At 41.8% G+C, this 16,339-nt stretch carries 15 protein-coding genes and 1 pseudogene; 13 read left to right on the plus strand and 3 right to left on the minus strand.

Annotation, left to right across the window (positions count from 1 at the left end; translation table 11 throughout):
• Positions 1–20 precede the first annotated feature (20 nt).
• Positions 21–664: pseudogene (locus tag AKK44_RS08605) on the minus strand (IS256 family transposase); the annotation flags it as partial.
• 225 nt (positions 665–889) lie between these two features.
• On the opposite strand from AKK44_RS08605, the gene AKK44_RS02200 reads away from it, so the two are divergent.
• Positions 890–2,278: a Cof-type HAD-IIB family hydrolase gene (locus tag AKK44_RS02200; protein WP_054278328.1), complete on the plus strand. Its 1,389-nt coding sequence runs from the start codon at positions 890–892 to the stop codon at positions 2,276–2,278.
• A 36-nt stretch (positions 2,279–2,314) separates the two neighbouring features.
• On the opposite strand, the gene AKK44_RS02205 is transcribed toward AKK44_RS02200, so the two are convergent.
• Positions 2,315–2,767 (minus strand): universal stress protein, encoded by a 453-nt coding sequence (locus tag AKK44_RS02205; RefSeq protein WP_037595183.1) that lies wholly within the window; start codon positions 2,765–2,767, stop codon positions 2,315–2,317.
• Between the two features lie 185 nt (positions 2,768–2,952).
• Here AKK44_RS02205 and AKK44_RS02210 point away from each other — a divergent pair, with 185 nt between their 5' ends.
• The 3 genes from AKK44_RS02210 (at position 2,953) to AKK44_RS02220 (ending at position 5,843) form a co-directional block, all read left to right on the plus strand.
• Positions 2,953–4,167: a pyridoxal phosphate-dependent aminotransferase gene (locus tag AKK44_RS02210; RefSeq protein ID WP_054278329.1), complete on the plus strand. Its 1,215-nt coding sequence runs from the start codon at positions 2,953–2,955 to the stop codon at positions 4,165–4,167.
• Positions 4,168–4,338: 171 nt separating this feature from the next.
• The gene (gene codY, locus AKK44_RS02215) at positions 4,339–5,121 is read left to right on the plus strand and encodes a GTP-sensing pleiotropic transcriptional regulator CodY (RefSeq protein WP_037595187.1); all 783 of its coding nucleotides are present in this window, start codon (positions 4,339–4,341) and stop codon (positions 5,119–5,121) included.
• A 161-nt stretch (positions 5,122–5,282) separates the two neighbouring features.
• Positions 5,283–5,843 carry a cysteine hydrolase family protein gene (locus AKK44_RS02220; RefSeq protein ID WP_054278330.1) on the plus strand — a complete coding sequence of 187 codons (561 nt, stop codon included), beginning with the start codon at positions 5,283–5,285 and terminating at the stop codon, positions 5,841–5,843.
• A gap of 43 nt (positions 5,844–5,886) precedes the next feature.
• Here the strand turns inward: AKK44_RS02220 and AKK44_RS02225 are convergent, their stop codons facing one another.
• Positions 5,887–6,147: a metal-sensitive transcriptional regulator gene (locus AKK44_RS02225; protein ID WP_037595191.1), complete on the minus strand. Its 261-nt coding sequence runs from the start codon at positions 6,145–6,147 to the stop codon at positions 5,887–5,889.
• Between the two features lie 143 nt (positions 6,148–6,290).
• On the opposite strand from AKK44_RS02225, the gene AKK44_RS02230 reads away from it, so the two are divergent.
• The 9 genes from AKK44_RS02230 (at position 6,291) to gatB (ending at position 16,302) form a co-directional block, all read left to right on the plus strand.
• A complete protein-coding gene (locus AKK44_RS02230; RefSeq protein WP_054278331.1) occupies positions 6,291–6,626 on the plus strand; it encodes a rhodanese-like domain-containing protein in 336 nt (111 codons plus the stop codon).
• Positions 6,627–6,639: 13 nt separating this feature from the next.
• Complete coding sequence (locus tag AKK44_RS02235) at positions 6,640–8,289, plus strand: FAD-dependent oxidoreductase (RefSeq protein WP_054278393.1); 1,650 nt, start codon at positions 6,640–6,642, stop codon at positions 8,287–8,289.
• A gap of 1 nt (position 8,290) precedes the next feature.
• On the plus strand, positions 8,291–8,587 hold the full coding sequence (locus AKK44_RS02240; RefSeq protein ID WP_054278332.1) for a rhodanese-like domain-containing protein: 297 nt from the start codon (positions 8,291–8,293) through the stop codon (positions 8,585–8,587).
• Between the two features lie 139 nt (positions 8,588–8,726).
• Positions 8,727–9,356 carry a helix-turn-helix transcriptional regulator gene (locus AKK44_RS02245; RefSeq protein ID WP_054278333.1) on the plus strand — a complete coding sequence of 210 codons (630 nt, stop codon included), beginning with the start codon at positions 8,727–8,729 and terminating at the stop codon, positions 9,354–9,356.
• Positions 9,357–9,369: 13 nt separating this feature from the next.
• Positions 9,370–10,209, plus strand: coding sequence for a pyruvate, water dikinase regulatory protein (locus tag AKK44_RS02250; protein ID WP_037595195.1), 840 nt, complete (start codon positions 9,370–9,372; stop codon positions 10,207–10,209).
• Positions 10,210–10,225: 16 nt separating this feature from the next.
• Complete coding sequence (gene ppdK / locus AKK44_RS02255) at positions 10,226–12,859, plus strand: pyruvate, phosphate dikinase (RefSeq protein ID WP_054278334.1); 2,634 nt, start codon at positions 10,226–10,228, stop codon at positions 12,857–12,859.
• Between the two features lie 235 nt (positions 12,860–13,094).
• Entirely contained in the window at positions 13,095–13,397 is a 303-nt protein-coding gene (gatC, locus tag AKK44_RS02260) for an Asp-tRNA(Asn)/Glu-tRNA(Gln) amidotransferase subunit GatC (RefSeq protein WP_054278335.1), read from the plus strand.
• Positions 13,397–14,863, plus strand: a complete 1,467-nt coding sequence (gatA, locus tag AKK44_RS02265) for an Asp-tRNA(Asn)/Glu-tRNA(Gln) amidotransferase subunit GatA (RefSeq protein WP_054278336.1) — start codon at positions 13,397–13,399, stop codon at positions 14,861–14,863. Before gatC ends, gatA begins: the two co-directional genes overlap by 1 nt.
• Entirely contained in the window at positions 14,863–16,302 is a 1,440-nt protein-coding gene (gene gatB / locus AKK44_RS02270) for an Asp-tRNA(Asn)/Glu-tRNA(Gln) amidotransferase subunit GatB (RefSeq protein WP_054278337.1), read from the plus strand. The genes gatA and gatB overlap by 1 nt, the downstream gene beginning before the upstream one ends.
• Positions 16,303–16,339 lie beyond the last annotated feature (37 nt).

Raw genomic sequence — 16,339 nt, forward strand, 5'->3', positions numbered from 1 at the left:
TTGTCGTTACAGATGGTTTATCGTTCTAAAAGGTCTGTCCAAGAAGAATTGTTCTCATTTGGAGCAATTTCATAACCAAGAACAGCTTTATGATCATCAGGTGTAATCCCCAATGCAATATGGACACATTCTTTACTGACTGTTCCACGTCTAAGAAGAAGATGCGTCCCATCAAGAAACAGTAAAGAATAATTGACTTCCAAAGAACGCTCATGAAAAACAGTGACGTTTTTCTGAGTCACCTTTGATATATTAGAAATAGTGGTTGGGCTATAGTGATGACCATACATCTGTTCGATGGTATCACTAATTTCTCGTGTTGTTACACCAGTCTGTTAGAGCTTAATCACCATTTCTTCTAAATAATCATCACGTCATCCATAAGAAGGCACTATATCTGGGCTAAACTCACCATTTCGATCTCTAGGAATCATCAAATTTACAGGACGATACTTAGTCTCAAAGCGACGAGAATAGGTGACATTAAAGCTATTACCAGTATTGTAACCTTCTTTTTCTAGGGTTCATAGCCTAAAAAAGTTGACAACTCTGCTTGTAATAGCTCATTTATCACTGTCTCTAAAGATGATTTAAAAAAGTCATCTATATCTTGTTTTTGTGCTAGGAAGCGAACTAAATCTGTGGTAAACTGAGTCGTAGGAATAAATCCTTTTCTAGTGAAGTGTCGCAACTCTACTATACAGGTTTTATTCCTTTTTGTGTTTACACAAGATATTTTACACTACCTTAAAAAATTAACAAAAAACTGTATTATAAAATCAAGGAATCTTATCTAGTGACTAGGTATTCTTATCAATTAACTACATGCTCAAAAAAATTTGTGATATAATTTAACTTAATATCATATAGAAGAGAGATATAGTAGGTTTTGACAATTAAAGCAGTTTTTTTCGACATTGATGGTACCCTTCTCAATGATCGTAAAAATGTCCAAAAAACGACTCAAAAAGCCATTCAACAATTAAAAAAACAAGGCATTATGGTTGGTCTAGCGACTGGTCGTGGGCCTGGTTTTGTGCAACCTTTTTTAGAAAATTTTGGATTGGATTTTGCGGTGACCTACAACGGTCAGTACATTTTAACCAGAGATAAGGTCTTGTATCAAAATCAGCTGCCCAAGTCACTGATTTATAAACTCATTCGCTATGCTAGTGATAAAAAACGTGAGGTTTCTTTGGGGACAGCTTCTGGTCTGGCGGGTTCTCGGATTATCGATATGGGAACTAGCCCTTTTGGGCAATTGGTGAGTAGTATTGTGCCTCGGAGCTGGGTTAAAACAGTGGAGAGCAGTTTTAAAAACTTGATTCGACGTTTTAAGCCACAAAGTGTCAGTAATTTGGTGACCATCATGAGAGAGCCGATTTATCAAATTGTTTTGGTGGCTTCTGCAGGAGAAACCGCTAAGATTAAAGAAAAGTTTCCTCACCTAAAAGTGACGCGGAGCAGTCCTTATTCGCTTGATTTGATTTCGATGGGCCAATCAAAGGTTAAGGGCATTGAGCGCCTAGGAGACATGTTTGGTTTCGAACTGTCTGAGGTCATGGCCTTTGGTGACTCAGATAATGACTTGGAAATGTTGTCAGGGGTAGGGATAGGCGTTGCCATGGGCAATGCAGAGACTGTGGTTAAAAACGGTGCTCATTTTACCACGACTACCAATAATAATGATGGCATCTCAAAGGCTTTGGCACACTATGGCTTGATTCATTTTGATGTGGAAAAAAGCTTTAAAAGTCGAGATGAAAACTTTAACAAGGTTAAAGACTTCCATCGTTTGATGGATGGGGATACAATTGAAACCCCTAGGGGCTATTCTCTGGCGGAAGCGTCGCGTCGCACAGACTTTAAGGTTGAAGAGCTGGTGGAATTTTTATACGCGGCAAGTCATGGCGATAAAAACAGCTTTACCCAGTCTTTAATGGATTTGCACGGAGCTATTGATAAGGCGGCTAAAAAGGTTCAGTCAAAACCACATTCAGAGTCACCTTTAGTGGGACAAGTAGATGCCCTGGCTGACCTTCTTTATTTCACCTATGGCTCTTTTGTGCTAATGGGAGTGGACCCACAACCAATTTTTGAAACAGTACATGAAGCTAATATGGGCAAGATATTTCCTGATGGCAAACCCCACTTTGACCCTGTGACACATAAAATTCAAAAACCTGAACATTGGGAAGAACTCTATGCTCCAGAATCTGCCATCAAAAAAGAACTGGATAGGCAATTGCAAAAATCTCTTCAACGTTTAGAGACTTAAAAAAAACCTTTGGTACATGTACCAAAGGTTTTTAGATTAAAGTGTTTTGTCTTGGTCACGAACAACCAGCAAGTCAACCTTGGCATGGCGAAGGATGTACTCAGATGAAGAACCAATCAACAAACGCTCAAAGGTATTGAGTCCTGTTGCCCCAACCATAATCAGGTCGATATGTTCTCTCTCAGGAATCTCGGTTGCAAGTAGAGTTTTAGGATTGCCAAATTCAATCAGTTGTTTGACCTTGCTCAGCCCTGCTTGCCGAGCTTGTTTTTCAAATGCGTCTAAAACCTCTTTGGCTTCTTGGCTGAGTCGATCATAGACGTAAGTGTCAAAAGTAGCGACACTTTGTAGGGCTCGTGTGTCAATAACGTGTGTTAGCAGTAAGCTAGCATCGTTACGCAATGCAATCATGACCCCTTTGTTAAAGGCTAGTTCGGATTCGTAGGAACCGTCAATTGCAACTAGGATGTGTTCGTATTTTTGTGGCATGTGTTTGCCCTCCTTTGAAAAATTGGTGGCATGATGATTATATCTCTATTATACCTTTTTTAGTGTTTTTTTGAAAGCGTTTCAGTGTCTTTTCTGAAATACTTGGTCAGAGCATTTCAGTGGTCTAATTCTTTCTATTTTAAATTTTTTGGTTTATAATATGGGATACGAGGTAAATAAGGACTATGAAAATAATCAATAAATCATCAAAACTGGACCATGTGGCCTATGACATTCGAGGGCCAGTCTTGGATGAAGCTAATCGCATGATAGCAAATGGAGAAAAAATCCTTCGATTAAATACAGGAAATCCAGCAGCCTTTGGCTTTGAAGCGCCAGATGAGGTGATTCGTGACCTTATTTTGAATGCTCGCCATAGCGAAGGTTATTCAGATAGCAGAGGGATCTTTTCAGCACGAAAAGCCATCATGCAATATTGCCAACTCAAGGGGTTTCCCGAGGTCGATATTGATGATATCTATCTAGGAAATGGGGTATCAGAGCTGATTTCAATGTCCCTGCAGGCCTTGCTTGATAACGGAGATGAGGTATTGATTCCGATGCCGGACTATCCACTGTGGACGGCTTGTGTCAGTCTTTGTGGAGGAAATGCCGTGCATTACATGTGCGATGAAGAAGCTGAATGGTATCCTGACATTGCTGATATTAAATCAAAAATCACCAAGCGTACCAAGGCTATTGTTATCATCAACCCTAACAACCCAACCGGTGCCCTTTATCCTAAAGAGGTTCTAGAAGAAATCGTAGCCATCGCAAGAGAGCATCAGCTCATTATTTTTGCAGACGAAATTTATGACCGTTTGGTGATGGATGGCGGTGAGCATGTGGCGATTGCTAGCCTGGCTCCTGATGTCTTTTGCGTTTCCATGAATGGGTTGTCAAAATCCCATCGCATTGCAGGTTTTCGGGTGGGCTGGATGGTCTTGTCAGGACCCAAAGAGCATGTTAAAGGCTATATTGAAGGAATTAATATGCTAGCCAATATGCGCCTTTGCTCAAACGTTTTGGCGCAACAGGTGGTCCAGACATCGCTTGGGGGACGGCAGTCTGTGGACGAATTGCTCTTGCCAGGGGGGCGTATCTTTGAGCAACGTAATTTTATGCACAAGGCGATTAACGACATCCCGGGACTATCAGCAGTTAAACCTAAGGCTGGTCTCTACCTTTTCCCAAAAATTGATCGCAACATGTACCGAATTGATGACGACGAAGAGTTTGTGCTCCAACTCCTAAAACAAGAAAAAGTCATGTTAGTGCATGGACGAGGGTTTAACTGGAAAGAGCCAGACCATTTCCGCATTGTTTACCTGCCAATCATCAAAGAACTAGAAGATGTTCAAGAAAAAATTACCCGAGTGCTCAAACAGTACAAACGCTAAACTGAAGCGTTGAATTAGCTAGATAGGAGGCAGGATATTGTCTCCATCTCTAGGAATTGACGGCTATCGTCAGAATTGTAGAAATAATAGACAATTTTCTGATAATTCCTTGCAAAAACCAGGTCGATTTGGTATAATTGCAGGGCAAATAATCCAAAGGAAACTAAAAACATGCCAAATTTGTTAGAGAAAACTCGCAAAATAACGTCTATCTTGCAGCGTTCTGTAGATAGTTTAGATACTGAATTACCCTATAATGCTATGGCTGCTCGTCTAGCAGATATCATTGATTGCAATGCTTGTATTATCAATGGTGGCGGAACCTTGTTAGGTTACGCGATGAAGTACAAAACCAATACTGACCGCGTCGAAGAATTTTTTGACGCAAAGCAATTTCCAGATACTTATGTCAAGGCTGCTAGCCGTGTTTATGACACTGAAGCCAACTTGTCTGTCGAAAATGAATTAACCATTTTCCCTGTAGAATCAAAAGACATCTATCCCGATGGACTCACGACCATTGCACCTATTTATGGTGGTGGTATGCGCCTAGGTTCATTAATTATTTGGCGAAATGACGAAGAATTTAATGACGATGATTTGATTTTGGTTGAGATATCAAGTACAGTAGTAGGCATTCAATTATTAAACCTTCAAACTGAAAATCTGGAAGAAACCATTCGCAAGCAAACCTCTGTTAACATGGCGATTAGTACCCTGTCATACTCTGAAATGAAAGCTGTAGCAGCTATTCTCGGGGAGCTCGATGGTAATGAAGGGCGTTTAACCGCTTCGATTATTGCTGATCGCATCGGCATTACACGCTCTGTTATTGTCAATGCTTTACGCAAACTGGAAAGTGCAGGCGTTATTGAAAGCCGTTCTCTGGGGATGAAGGGAACTTACCTCAAGGTCATCAATGAAGGTATTTTTGACAAGTTAAAAGAATTTTAATCACATCAGTAGATTTCCTAAAAGGGCAGAGGCTTAGTAGTAGCACTCGCCCTTTTAGGTTTTTTAATAGGTAAAAACATGTGTCTTGACACCTGTAATGTCTATTGATACAATAGACAAATAAAAGCGTTTGTAAGGATGATACCTAAAGGAGAAAAAAGATGAAAGCATTGATTTCGATTGACTATACCCATGATTTTGTAGCTGATGATGGAAAACTGACGGCAGGGGCCTCTGCTCAGGCGATTGCACAAGAAATAGGAGAAATCACAGAAAAAGCTTTTAATAAAGGTTACTATATTTTCTTTACGATTGATGGGCATGAAGAGGGCGATCGTTTTCACCCAGAGACAAAACTTTTTCCACCTCACAACATCAAAGGCACACAAGGGCGTGATTTGTTTGGGCCTTTGGGACAAGTCTATGACACTATCAAAGATGATGACAAGGTTTTTTGGATGGATAAACGTCACTATTCGGCTTTTTCGGGGACAGATCTTGAGATTAGGCTACGAGAGCGCCGTGTTAGCACAATTGTTTTGACAGGTGTTTTGACCGATATCTGTGTCCTTCATACGGCTATTGATGCGTATCATAGAGGTTATGAGATTGAGGTGGTGACCTCAGCGGTTGCTAGTCTTTCCGAAGAGAATCATCAATGGGCTCTTAATCATTTGAAAAACGTCTTGGGTGCTCGTTTAATCACTGAACTAACAAACTAAAAACAGAAATCCTTGGATTTCTGTTTTTGTGTTGCGTCGCTTTTTATTTTTTGATGATTAAATTAATGGCTTGGTTAATGCGCTCTTCTTGGCGTTTGGGATCTGCCTCAGGATTTTCGATAATCTGAGTGATTTTCTGAGCGATGACCAAGCCCATAGTGCTATTGATACTAGATCGAATAGCTGTTAGTTGGGTCATAATATCAAAGCATTCCTGATCTTCTTCAATCATTTTCTGGACGCCACGTAGTTGCCCCTCAGCTCTTTTTAAACGATTAATAATATCTTTTTTATCTTTTTTCATAAGTTACCTCATTTGTGTTGGCTTTATTATACTGAGCGAGGTCGTCTTTGTCAAATATAGTCAATCTTTTTTGTTGACAGCTTACTGGCAGCGTGTTAATCTTTATATACCCATAGGGGTATAAAAGAAAAGGAAAACTGACTATGTTGAAAAAATTATTAGCCTTGTTAGGTGCTAAGCAAGAGAGTATCTCAACTCAAGAATTACAGGAATTAGTGAAACAGAAAAAAATTCAGCTTTTAGATGTTCGCAGTAAGGCAGAGTATCAGGCAGGACATATTAAGCAGGCCAGACATTTTCCGCTTAATCAGATTGGGACCTATAAGAGCCCGAAGGGGGATCCTCTCTATCTGATTTGCCAATCGGGCATGAGAAGTCAAAAAGCTAGTCGAATTTTAAATAAGATGGGATACCAGACTATTAATGTCAAAGGTGGAATGGCTGCTTGGACGGGGCCGGTCAGTCAAGCTAATACTTAGGAGGATGATGACAATGACAACAATTATGATTATCGGTGGTGTAGCTGGGGGTATGTCGGCTGCGACACGTTTGAGACGATTGATGGAAGATGCTCATATTATTGTGGTGGACAAAGGCCCTTATGTTTCTTTTGCCAATTGCGGGCTACCTTTTCACTTATCTGGAGAGATTAGTAGCCGTGATAAACTCTTAGTTCAAAGTGCCGAAGGCTTGACGAATCGATTTGGCTTAGATGTGCGTCCCGAAACTGAGGCGCTGGCTATTGACCTTAAGGGCAAGCAAGTCACTTTAAAGCATGATGGAAAAGTTTACCAAGAAAGCTATGATCAGCTAATTCTATCACCGGGAGCCAAGCCTTTTATTCCTAAGATGGAGGGATTAGAGCAGGCTCGAAATGTTTATACTTTGCGTAATATTCCTGACTTAGATCATATTATGACAGCCTTAGCAGATAAGGATGAGGGGATGGTTACCATCATAGGAGCAGGATTCATCGGACTTGAAATGGCAGAAGCATTGACAAAGAGAGGCTTTCAAGTCACCTTAGTGGAAAAAGCACCACATGTGCTACCGCCTTTAGATCAAGAAATGGCAAGTTTCATTCAAGAAGCATTGAGTCGCAATGGCGTTAAGGTTGTGACAGGACAGTCGGCTAAAGCTTTTAAAGATCAAGGGAAATTGATCATTTTAGAGGATGGCAGTCACCTTCAGTCGGATTTGACCATCTTATCGGTTGGTGTGGAGCCTGAAAACACCTTGGCTAAAGAGGCGGGGTTGGAATTGGGGCTAAGAGGGGGAATAGTAGTAAATCACAATTACCAAACCAGTCAAAAAGACATTTATGCTGTTGGGGATGCGATTATAGTAAAGCAGGAACTAACTGGTCAAGATGCTTTGATTTCTTTAGCTAGTCCAGCTAACCGACAGGGTCGACAAGTAGCAGATGTTATTGCTGGCTTAGCAAGGCCAAATAGAGGCAGTATCGGTACGGCTATTGTCCGTGTCTTTGATTTATCTGCTGCTTCAACTGGTTTGAGTGAGCGACTTGCTCAACAGAATTTTGATGACGTGGCTGTGGTTCATGTTCGTGGAAATGATCATGCCAGCTATTTTCCAGGTGCAAGTCCTATCACTCTAAAACTGATTTTCAATGCTAAAACAGGTGCCCTTTACGGAGCACAAGCAGTTGGGGCCAAAGGTATTGATAAACGCATTGATGTCTTAGCAACAGCTATTAAGGCAGGCTTAACCGTTGCTGATTTGCCAGAACTGGAGCTGACTTATGCCCCGCTATTTGGATCTGCCAAAGATCCTGTCAATATGGTAGGATATGCGGCCATGAATGTGATGGAAGGACTTAGCCGCTCCATTCAATGGTATCAGCTTCAAGATGAATTAGCATCAGGTAAGGTATTGTTAGATGTCAGAACAGATCAAGAGGCTGCACAAGCTCCTTTTGAGGGAGCTCTAACTATTCCGCTAGATGACTTAAGACAAAGAATGGATGAGCTTGATAAGAGCAAAACTTACATTGTGAGTTGTTACAGTGGCTTAAGATCCTATTTGGCAGAGCGACTTCTAAGACAGGCAGGTTTTGATGTTGTTAATTTAGATGGCGCTTATGCCTTATATCGCAGCGTTTATCCAGAAAGGTTTAACTAAAATGAAAACAATCAAAATGACAGCTTTTGAAAAGAGCTGTGAGAAAGAAACTCTATCGATTATTGATGTGAGAGAAGCAGATGAATATGCCTTAGGCCATGTTCCAGGTGCTACTAATATGCCCTTATCTCGGTTTTTACAGGAATATCAGTCTTTAGATAGAACGGTTAAGCATTATATGATTTGTCAATCCGGAGCACGCTCGAATCAAGCAGCAGTTTTCTTAAATGAAAAAGGCTATCAGGTTATCAATGTCCAAGGTGGAACCTCTGCTTGGACTAAAGCGTTGGAAAGGTGAATTTAGAAAGCTTGCTTTGGGCAGGCTTTTTTTATTTTTGAAATAAAAAATTCATTAGTCGTCATTTATCGCTTGAAATAATCATTTTAAGGTTATATAATATATCATATAAAATAAATAGTATATCATAATAAAGGCGGTGACCCTTATCCAATTAAGTAAAAGACAAGAAGCTATTATTGACATCGTTAAGGAAAATGAGCCGATAACTGGCGAGCACATTGCCGATATGTTAGAGGTAACTCGGGCGACCCTACGCTCAGATTTGGTGGTTTTGACTATGCTTGGGATATTAGATGCCAAGCCCAAGGTTGGTTACTGCTATCAGGGAGAAGGAATACTACCAGCTAGCCAGTCGACAATCCGAAACACACGGGTATCTGATGTTATGGGAGTTCCTCTCATAGCCTATCAAGAAGACTCGGTTTATGACGTCATTGTCAGCATCTTTATGGAAGACAGTGGAGGCGTTTTCATTTTAGATAAGGACCATTACCTTTGCGGTATTGTCTCTCGAAAAGATTTGCTCAAAGTCGCTATTGGTGGAGGTGATTTGAATAAAATGCCTGTAGGGATGATTATGACCAGAATGCCAAATTTAACGACGGTTATGGAGTCTGATTTAGTGGTCGATGCAGCTGAGCAGTTGGTCAACCGAGAGGTTGACAGTTTACCTGTAGTACGACTGGACAAACAAGACCCCATGAAAATGACGGTGGTTGGCAAGTTGTCAAAAACAATCATGACACGTCTGTTTTTGGAATTGTAGGAGGGCTATTGACATGGAAGATCAATTATCCATTTTTATCATCTCGGATTCACTAGGTGAAACAGCAAGAGCCCTTGCTAAGGCTTGTATTTACCAATTTCCCAACCACGATCATTGGGACTTCAGGCGGTTTTCTTACATTAACAGCAAGGAACTCTTAGACAAGGTTTTTGAAGAGGCTAGCCAACAGACAGCCTTTATGATGCTAAGTCTTGTCGACGAAGAGCTGACCAACTATGCTGAAAAAAGGTGTCAAGCAGAAGGATTTGCCTATGTTGATTTGTTAACCAATGTGATTAAAACCATGGCTGACCTTTCTGGGGACAAGCCTTTAGGGCAACCTGGTATGCTGCGTAAGCTAGACAACCAGTACTTTAACCGAGTCGATGCTATCGAGTTTGCGGTTAAATATGACGATGGCAAGGATCCAAGAGGCATTTTAAAAGCAGATGTGGTTATCTTGGGAGTATCACGGACCTCAAAGACACCTCTTAGCATGTATTTGGCAGATAAACAAATCAAGGTGGTCAATATTCCCTTGATTCCTGAGGTGCCTATTCCTAAAGAGCTACGCGAGATACCAGCTAAGCGAATTATCGGCTTAACCAATTCACCTGAGAAATTGAATCATATTCGCAGCGAACGCCTTAAAGCGCTAGGGGTTTCAAGCGCAGCGAATTATGCTAAAATGGAGCGCATTTTGAGCGAGTTAGACTACGCTGATCGGGTGATGAAGGACTTGAAATGTCCAGTAATTAATGTGGCCCATAAAGCCATTGAAGAAACAGCAACAATTATTATTGATATTTTGAAATCAAACGGTCTAAGGACCGTCAAAGATTATGACATGTAATTAAGGGGGCAATATCATGGAAATGACATTTGTGTATCGTTTTGACCAAGGCGACAAGAGTATGCGTTCTTTACTTGGAGGTAAGGGAGCCAATTTGGCAGAGATGACGGCTATTGGCTTGCCTGTGCCACAAGGGTTTACAATCACCACAGAAGCCTGTAAGGATTATTATGCCAAAGATGAACAGATGAGCGAGCTTCTTTTGGAGCAGATTGATCAGGCTGTCAAGGACTTGGAAGAGTTGCAGGGCAAGGTGCTAGGAAGTGATCAAAACCCGCTGTTAGTTTCTGTTAGGTCAGGTGCAGTCTTTTCGATGCCTGGAATGATGGACACGATTTTAAATCTAGGGCTTAATGACAAGAGTGTGCTAGGACTCGTATCTGCGACAAACAATCCACGCTTTGCCTATGATAGCTACCGCCGTTTTATCCAAATGTTTGCAGATGTGGCGATGGGAGTTCCTAAATACAAATTTGAGATGGTTCTTGATCGGATCAAAGAAGCCAAAGGGTACCAATTTGATACGGATTTGACCACAGACGATTTGATGGGGATTGTCGAGGAGTACAAGTCTATCTACCTAAGTGAAATTGGCAAGGCTTTTCCTCAGGATCCTAAAGAACAACTCTTGCTATCGGTTGAAGCTGTTTTTCGCTCATGGCACAATCCAAGAGCAAAAGTTTATAGACAGTTAAATGACATTTCAGATACACTGGGGACAGCTGTTAACATTCAAACGATGGTCTTTGGTAATATGGGGCAAGACAGCGGAACAGGGGTTGCCTTTACTCGAAATCCTTCAACTGGAGACCATCAATTGTTTGGCGAATACCTGATCAACGCTCAAGGTGAAGATGTGGTCGCAGGGATTCGTACCCCACAAAACATTAGCTGTCTACAAGAAGATATGCCAGCTATCTATGACCAATTTTTAAAGATTACACAGTTGCTCGAAAAGCATTACAAGGACATGCAAGACGTTGAGTTTACTGTTGAAAAAGGCAAGCTCTACATGCTTCAGACCCGAAATGGGAAGCGTACTGCTAAAGCAGCCATTAAAATTGCAGTAGATTTGGTCAATGAGGGGTTAATCTCCAAAGAAGAAGCCATTATGAGGATTGCGCCAAATCAACTAGACCAGCTCTTGCACCCAACATTTGATGAGAAGGCTTGTCAAGAGGCAACCTTGTTAGCTAAAGGGCTACCAGCATCTCCTGGAGCAGCATCAGGTCGAGTTTATTTCCACGCCGATGATGTTGTTCAACATGCTAAATCAGGAGAAGCGACATTATTAGTGCGACAAGAAACCTCTCCAGAAGACATCGAAGGCATGGTAAGTTCGTCAGGAATCTTGACTGCTAGAGGTGGAATGACCTCACATGCAGCCGTTGTAGCTAGAGGTATGGGCAAGACCTGTGTTGCAGGATGTAGCCAGCTAAGGGTTGATGAGGCTGCAAAGACCATTGAAGTCAACGGCATGGTTATTAAAGAAGGTGACTATCTATCTATTGACGGCAGTAATGGAAGCGTTTACTTAGGTGAAATTGCCATGACTTCTGTCCAGGTGGATCAAGATTATAAGACCTTTATGGATTGGGTTGATGAAGCGCGTGATATCATGGTCAGAAGTAATGCCGATAACCCACGTGATGCACAAAAAGCCATTGAGTTTGGAGCGGAAGGAATCGGCTTGTGTCGTACTGAGCACATGTTCTTTGAAGAAGATCGTATTCCAGCTGTTCGTGAGATGATTTTGGCAGACAGCAAAGAAGCCCGTGTCGTGGCACTTGAAAAACTGTTACCTTTCCAACGTGACGACTTTTATAATATTTTCAAAGTTCTAGACGGAAAAGGTTGCAATATCCGCCTATTAGACCCACCACTCCATGAATTTTTACCACAAGAAGCAGCTGCCATAGAAGCTCTGGCTAGTCAATTGTCTGTATCTGTGGCACATTTGAACAAACGCATTGTGGACTTGGCAGAATTCAATCCAATGCTTGGTCACCGAGGATGCCGTTTGGCAGTAACCTATCCTGAAATTTACCAAATGCAAGCAAGAGCCATTGCTCAAGGAGCTATCCAAGCCATGCAAGAAGGCATTTCCGTTAAGGTTGAAATCATGGTGCCTCTTATTGGAACTGTCAAGGAATTGGCGCTCTTGAGACCGTTGATTGATGATACTGTACAGGCTGAACTGGCTCAGGCAGGGCTTGAGATGGATTATACAATTGGGACAATGATTGAAATCCCAAGAGCTTGTGTCACAGCAGATGAGATTGCCCAACATGCTGATTTCTTCAGTTTTGGTACAAATGATTTGACGCAAATGGGCTTTGGTTTTTCTCGTGATGACGCAGGTAAGTTTTTAGGAGACTATGTAGACCAAGGTATTTTAGAGAAAGATCCTTTCCAAACCCTAGACCAAAAAGGTATTGGCAGGTTATTAGGTATGGCAGTAGAATTGGGACGTTCTGCTAAACCAGACCTCAAACTAGGTATCTGTGGAGAGCACGGCGGTGACCCAGCATCTATTGAATTTTGTTACCGCCAAGGCTTAGACTATGTTTCTTGCTCGCCGTTTAGAGTACCTCTGGCAAGATTATCCGCCGCTCAAGCAAGCATCAAAAAACAAGGCAAAGCCTCATAATCACTAGACCCCATTAATAAGACTCCCCAAAGCTATTGCACCAAGCAAGCTAGGGGAGTTTTTTGTGCCTAGAGCTGGCGGACTTGGTGGCTATACTGTGGTAAATGCGTGCAATTGTGGTATAATAATTTAGACTATGTCAAATTGATATCATGGCTATCTTAGATAGTTATTGAGGCAAATTACTTGCTGATAATCAATTTAATAAACCACTATATCTTGGATGGGAGAATTCATGAAAATTTCTGAAGAAGAAGTTCGCCACGTGGCGACTTTATCAAAACTATCGTTTTCAGAAAGTGAAACAACAGAATTTGCAACGAGTCTATCAAAAATCGTTGACATGGTTGAATTGCTTAATGAAGTTGATACAGAAGGTGTTGCTATTACAACAACAATGGCCGATAAAAAAAACATCATGCGAGCTGATGTTGCTGAGCCAGGAACAGACCGTGATTTGCTCTTTAAAAATGTTTTGGAAAAAGAAAATCATTTTATCAAAGTGCCAGCTATTCTAGATGATGGAGGAGATGCCTAATGTCACTTAACCAAAAAACAATAGAAGAACTGCACCAACTCCTTGTAGCCAAGGAAATTTCTGCAACCGAGTTAACCAAGGCCACTCTTGAGGATATCAAATCCCGCGAAGAAGCTATTGGCTCTTTTATTACGATTGCTGAAGACGCAGCGCTCAAACAAGCAGCGGACATTGATGCTAAGGGCATCGATGCTGAGAACCTCATGTCAGGGATACCTCTAGCAGTCAAGGATAACATTTCGACAAAAGGGATTTTGACCACAGCAGCATCAAAAATGCTATATAACTATGAGCCTATTTTTGATGCGACAGCTGTTGCCAATGCCTATGCTAAAGACATGGTTGTAATCGGAAAAACCAATATGGATGAGTTTGCCATGGGTGGTTCGACAGAGACGTCTTACTTTAAAACAACTCATAACGCATGGGACCAAAGTAAGGTTCCAGGTGGCTCATCAGGTGGTTCAGCCACAGCTGTTGCCTCAGGACAAGTACGTCTGTCCTTGGGTTCAGACACGGGTGGCTCTATCCGACAACCGGCTGCCTTTAATGGTGTGGTAGGACTTAAGCCGACCTATGGAGCAGTATCTCGCTTTGGTTTGATAGCCTTTGGCAGTTCGCTTGACCAAATTGGGCCATTTGCCCCAACGGTTAAGGAAAACGCTCAACTGCTCAATGTCATTGCTAGCAGTGACACCAAAGACGCTACCTCAGCTCCAGTGCAGATTGCTGATTACACGTCAAAAATCGGTCAAGATATCAAAGGCATTAAAATCGCTCTGCCAAAAGAATACTTGGGTGAAGGAATTGATCCAAAAATCAAAGAAACCATCTTAGACGCAGCCAAGCAATTTGAAAAAATGGGTGCCATTGTAGAGGAAGTAAGCCTTCCGCACAGTAAATATGGTGTGGCAGTTTACTATATTATAGCTTCTTCAGAAGCCTCTTCTAACTTGCAACGTTTTGATGGCATTCGCTATGGTTTTAGAGCAGAAGATGCCAATAATTTGGATGACATTTATGTCAAGACCCGTAGCCAAGGCTTTGGGGATGAGGTTAAGCGCCGTATCATGCTAGGAACCTTTAGTTTGTCATCTGGTTATTACGACGCCTACTTCAAAAAAGCAGGTAAAGTCCGTACCTTAATCATTCAGGATTTTGAAAATGTCTTTGCAGACTATGACCTTATTTTAGGTCCAACAACGCCAACGCCTGCTTTTGGCCTAGAAACGCTTAACCATGACCCTGTTGCCATGTATTTAGCTGATTTGTTGACCATTCCTGTTAACTTGGCAGGCTTACCAGGGATTTCGATTCCTGCGGGATTTGTAGATGGCTTGCCTGTTGGCTTGCAGCTAATCGGACCAAAATATTCTGAAGAAACCATTTACCAAGCTGCTGCAGCCTTTGAAGCTGTTACAGATTACCACAAGCAACAACCGATTATTTTTGGAGGTGACAAGTAATGAATTTTGAAACCATTATTGGGCTTGAAGTCCATGTCGAGTTGAATACCAATTCAAAGATTTTCTCACCTTCATCAGCCCACTTTGGCGAAGACCCAAATGCTAACACCAATGTGATTGATTGGTCTTTCCCGGGAGTGCTTCCTGTTATTAACAAGGGAGTGATTGATGCAGGGATTAAAGCGGCCCTAGCCTTGAACATGGCTATCCACAAAAACATGCATTTTGACCGCAAAAACTATTTTTATCCTGATAACCCTAAGGCCTATCAAATTTCACAATTTGACGAGCCAATTGGTTACAATGGCTGGATTGATATTACCCTCGAAGACGGCTCAACCAAGAAAATCCGTATCGAGCGTGCCCACTTAGAAGAAGATGCGGGTAAAAACACTCACGGGACAGATGGTTATTCTTATGTTGACCTCAACCGTCAAGGGGTTCCCCTTATCGAGATTGTTTCCGAAGCAGACATGCGTTCTCCCGAGGAGGCTTATGCTTACCTTACTGCCCTTAAAGAAATCATCCAATACACAGGCATATCGGATGTCAAAATGGAAGAAGGGTCTATGCGTGTAGACGCCAACATCTCACTACGTCCTTACGGTCAAGAGAAGTTTGGAACCAAAACAGAATTGAAAAACCTAAACTCGTTTTCAAATGTTCGCAAAGGGCTTGAATTTGAAGTAGAGCGTCAGGCAAAAATCTTACGCTCAGGTGGTGTGATTCGCCAAGAAACTCGCCGTTACGATGAGGCCAACAAAGGCACCATCTTGATGCGTGTCAAAGAGGGTGCGGCAGACTATCGCTATTTCCCAGAACCAGACCTACCATTATTTGAAATTGATGATGCTTGGATTGACGACATGCGAGCTGAATTACCAGAGTTTCCAAAGGATCGTCGTGCGCGCTACGTCGCTGAGTTGGGGCTATCAGACTATGACGCAGCTCAATTAACAGCAACCAAAGCTCTTTCAGATTTCTTTGAAAAAGTAGTAGCCCTCGGAGGAGATGCCAAGCAAGTCTCAAACTGGCTACAAGGTGAGGTTGCTCAGTTCTTAAACGCTGAATCAAAAACAATCGACCAGATTGCTTTAACCCCTGAAAACCTAGTAGAGATGATTGCGATTATTGCTGATGGCACGATTTCATCTAAGATTGCCAAAAAAGTCTTTGTTCACTTGGCAAAACAGGGTGGCTCAGCGCGTGCCTATGTTGAAAAAGCAGGGCTCGTTCAAATCTCTGATCCAGAGGTCTTGATTCCAATCATTCATCAAGTATTTGCTGATAACGAAGCAGCTGTCGCTGACTTCAAATCTGGAAAACGCAATGCTGACAAAGCCTTTACTGGTTTCTTGATGAAAGCGACGAAAGGTCAAGCAAATCCACAAGTTGCTCAAAAACTATTGGCACAAGAGCTAAAAGGGCTTTTAGAGTAATCTAAGCCTGGCACTAGTGTCACTACAAACAAAACAA

Source organism: Streptococcus phocae (genome assembly GCF_001302265.1).
Lineage (GTDB): Bacteria > Bacillota > Bacilli > Lactobacillales > Streptococcaceae > Streptococcus > Streptococcus phocae.